We start from the raw sequence: 3,778 nt of genomic DNA, 5'->3' as shown, positions 1-3,778 counted from the left end.
GTCGGGCGCTTTCCAGGCGACAGCCTTTTTGCACCGGCCTGCAGCCAGCCTGTCCACAGAACATCTGTCCAGCAGCCTGCGGCTTCGAGGGCGCGGCTTCAACCTTCTTTCTCTCGTCGTCTCGCGGCTTGGCATCCTCGCGGGTCGCAACCGGTTTCTTGTCCTGGACCTTCTCGCATTCATTGTCGTCATTGACGCGATAGCCGGCGCGGCAGGCGATCTTCACGCAAGCGTCGCCGGCGGCCTTGAAGCCGTGGTCGCAGACCAGCGGGCAGACGCGTCCTTGCTTGCTCTTGATCGCGTCAAGGGCGTCGAAGCTTGCGAGCTTGGCGTCGAACTTCGTTCCGGCATATTTGTTGAACAGCGTCAGCGAGCGTTGCGATGACGCATTCCAGTCGCCATCGGCAGCGGCCGCCAGACAGCCGACGCGGCGCAGTTCGGACTGAACCAGCTTCGCCGTCTCTTGCGGAGACAGGCTCGGCGGCGATGAGGTCGGTGCGACAGCCGCAACCCTCTGCGCGGTGTCGGCAACTTGCTGCTTCTCGCTAGCCTGCTGCTTGGCAGCCAGCTCGACGGCAGCCTTTTCGCTCGCTAGCCTCTCGGCGAGCGCCTTCTCGGCGGCTTGCTTGTCAGCCAGGGCCTTGGCCGCTGCGGCCTCGGCTTCCTTCCGCCGCTGCTCGGCGGCGGCCGCCTTGGCCTCCTCGACCTGCTTGGCCTTCTCCGCCGCTGCCTTGGCGTCTTCAGCAGCTTTGGCGGCGGCTGCGGCCTTGTCCTGCTCTGCTTTCTTGGCCCGCTCCGCCGAAAGCCGAAGCTTCTCTTCTTCGGCTTGCCGGGCCTTATCAGCGGCCGCCGCACGCGCATCCTCGGCGGCAATCCGGTTCAGCTGCGCCTTTGCCAGATCGGTGTAGAACCCGCTCGGATAACGATTGAGAAAAGCGGTCCACACATCGCGCGTGCCAAGCTGAAGCGCCAGTTCGTAGTCGCGCCGGATTTCGCTGTCGGGGTTGGCCTGCGGCCCGGCCACGACCGGCTTCGCGGCAACCAGCGGCACGTCATCGCCGCCGAGCGAACCGTAGACATAGGGCTCCTGCTTGTAGCCGGTGTTTTTGAGCACATCGTCGCGCACGAAGCCGAAGGCCTTGCGCAGGTCGAGGCCCGGCATCGGCAGACGTTCGACGAGAGCGGTGGCAAACGGGCTGTTCTTGGCGTCGCCATCCGAGGCGGTCGAGCCTGCCTTTGCCGCGAAGGCGATCATGGTGTTCGGGCTGGTCGGCTCGACCTTGGCGAGGCCGCGGCCGATGGCGCGGGCCGCAATCGTTCGCTTCATGGTCTTGGCGAAGGGATTGTCGCGACAGGCATCCAGGATGACAAGCCGGAGCTGCTTGGCAGGTTCGACGGCGAACAAGGCCCGATCCAGCGGCAGCGTTTCGTCGAGGACATCGCTGTCGGTCTCGAGCGTCGCGTCGGTGGGGATCAGGTAGTTGGTGCCGTCCAGCTCAATTCCGTGACCGGCATAGTAGACGACCGCAACGTCCGCCTCGCGGGCCTTGCCGCCAAAATCGCGCAACGCCTTGCGCATCTCGGCGACGTTCAGGTCGAGCTTGATGTCGACCGTCTCGAAGCCGGCCTTCCTGAACATGCCGGCGACCAGCGCGGCGTCGTTCGCGGGGTTCGCGAGCCTCGCCACGTTCTTGTAGGCTGAGTTGCCCATGACGAGCGCGACGCGCTTCTCGGCCAGCGCCGAGCCGGTCCCAAGCCAGGTCGCAAGAATGAGTAAAACAAACAGCCGAAGCCGCATTCCAGCCCCCCGAATGCAATAGCGTCAGATTATTGGCAGAATGGCCAAACGCCATCTACGGTCAGTGATATCAGTCACACATCCGTGCGCTTATCCCAGCAAATGGGCACCGGGTGAGTGATGCGTAGCCGCAGCCATTCAAACCGATCTTCCCCATGATGGCATCATGTCCCTGTTTTGCCCGACGGGTCAAGTTCGGCTTCGAAAAATGCGAAGTCGAGCGGGCGCTTGGCTACTGTGCATGGGGTTGTTTTCGATGTTTTTGCCGGAGGGCTCAGGCCCGTTGCGTCGGCGAACCTTGCCGCGGCAAAAAAAGCACGTTCAGCCTTTCGGTCCCCGCAACTGCGCCGTCAGCCGATCCATCGCCTCCGCCGCATCGCGCCATTGCGACAGCCAGCTACGCGGAAAGCGGAAGGTGAGGTCGGCGCCGCCGACGCGGCGCTCGGAGAGGCACATGCCGGGCGTGGCCGCATCGCGCGTGCAACGTGCGGTCAGCGCGGGGCTTGCGGCAGAATAGAGGTCCTCGCTGCCGTAGGGGGTGTCGGCACGGAACATCCGCATCGTCAGGCCGTCCTCGGGCATCGTCGCGGCCTGGTCGAGATAACGCGGATAGATCGTGGCTGTCCGCTGCTCGGGCGAGAGCGCATCGTGATGGGCCGCGATCGACAGGAAGATGCGGTCGATCGGCAGCAATGCCGCATCCACTGTGTCGGCGGTGACGTGCTTCGGCGCGCCGGGCGGCTCCAGCGAGGGATACAGGAAGTCGAGATCGATGCGTTCCTGCGGCCCGGTGTGGCGCTGGATCTTCATGCGGATCGCCGTCGTCGGCAGGTTGAACAGCGTACCGCCGACGCTCACCGGCAGCTTGTCCGGAGCGTTGGCGCCGCTCGGGCCCCAGGTCGGCCACAACAGATAGGCGACGAGCGCGACTGCGCACACCGTCGCGGCGCCGCCGAGCACGATCGGGACGATATGCGCCCGGGTGCGCGTCCGGGGGGACCTGAGGGGAACTGCCGAAAACAACGTCATGAGTTGCGCGAGGTAAGCCGGAGGTCGGCCGATGGCCGACGAATCAGGGGCGAATATGCCATGTGGCGGCGATTTCGCGGAGCGTTCCCCGGCTGCGGGGAAGGGGGAGGGCCCTGCGCGAGATGGCCGGCGGCGTTAACCTTCCCTTAAGGATAATGTAGCGTTAACCGGCACCATTTGTCACAGGAAGGCTCCGGCGTTGCGTATGGGCGGACTGTTCCGATGACACCTGAAGCTCTCAATACCTTCTTCTCGATTGGCATCGGTTTCGCGCTCGCGGGCGCGCTCGTGAACGGATACCAGGCGGTCGCGCAGCGGCCCGCCGGCTTCGGCCTGTTGCAGGACGGCGTGGCCCCGAAGACCTTCGCGGCGGTGCCGTTCCTGGTGTTCGCCGCGCCCTTCATCATCATGCGCAACACGCTCCGCGGCATGCGGGTGGAAAGCCGCCGCGTCGAATTCGTGATGATGGCGACCCTCATCGCCGGCTTCTGGAGCATGATGAGCGGCACCTTCTTCCTGATGACGCTGCGCGCGGCCGGCGTTCTGGTCTGACGCTCGCAACCTCGCGCGTGGCCGGCCGAGCGGCCCTTTGCGTCGTCACCGTGCTTTCGCTATGGCTGTGGTCGACGTGACAGGAGTCCTCCATGGCGATCTACGAGCTCGACGGGCAGGCGCCCGATCTTCCCGCCGACGGCAACTATTTCATCGCTGAGACGGCGACCGTGATCGGCCGCGTGCGCCTGAAGCCGGGTGCCAGCGTCTGGTTCGGCGCGGTGCTGCGCGGCGACAATGAATGGATCGAGATCGGCGAGGGCGCCAACGTGCAGGACGGCTCGACCTGCCACACCGATCTCGGCTTTCCGCTCGTCATCGGCAAGAACTGCACCGTCGGCCACAACGTCATCCTGCACGGCTGCACGATCGAAGAGGGTGCATTGGTCGGCATGGGCT

At 65.1% G+C, this 3,778-nt stretch carries 4 protein-coding genes; 2 read left to right on the top strand and 2 right to left on the bottom strand.

Annotation, left to right across the window (positions count from 1 at the left end; all coding sequences use genetic code 11):
- Together AC1D00_RS31315 and AC1D00_RS31310 are read right to left on the bottom strand one after the other, a co-directional pair.
- A partial coding sequence (locus AC1D00_RS31315) for a caspase family protein (protein ID WP_477013318.1) occupies positions 1-1,798 on the bottom strand: 1,798 nt, incomplete at its 3' end.
- A gap of 321 nt (positions 1,799-2,119) precedes the next feature.
- Positions 2,120-2,827, bottom strand: coding sequence for a hypothetical protein (locus tag AC1D00_RS31310; protein WP_477013317.1), 708 nt, complete (start codon positions 2,825-2,827; stop codon positions 2,120-2,122).
- A gap of 222 nt (positions 2,828-3,049) precedes the next feature.
- Between AC1D00_RS31310 and AC1D00_RS31305 the strand changes: the two genes are divergently transcribed.
- Positions 3,050-3,379 carry a DUF6949 family protein gene (locus AC1D00_RS31305; RefSeq protein WP_092191516.1) on the top strand — a complete coding sequence of 110 codons (330 nt, stop codon included), beginning with the start codon at positions 3,050-3,052 and terminating at the stop codon, positions 3,377-3,379.
- A gap of 92 nt (positions 3,380-3,471) precedes the next feature.
- A partial coding sequence (locus tag AC1D00_RS31300) for a gamma carbonic anhydrase family protein (protein WP_477013316.1) occupies positions 3,472-3,778 on the top strand: 307 nt, incomplete at its 3' end.

Source organism: Bradyrhizobium sp. P2_E8 (assembly GCF_056403875.1).
Note: the sequence above shows the minus strand (reverse complement) of the source record. Positions and strands in the feature narration are given on the sequence as shown.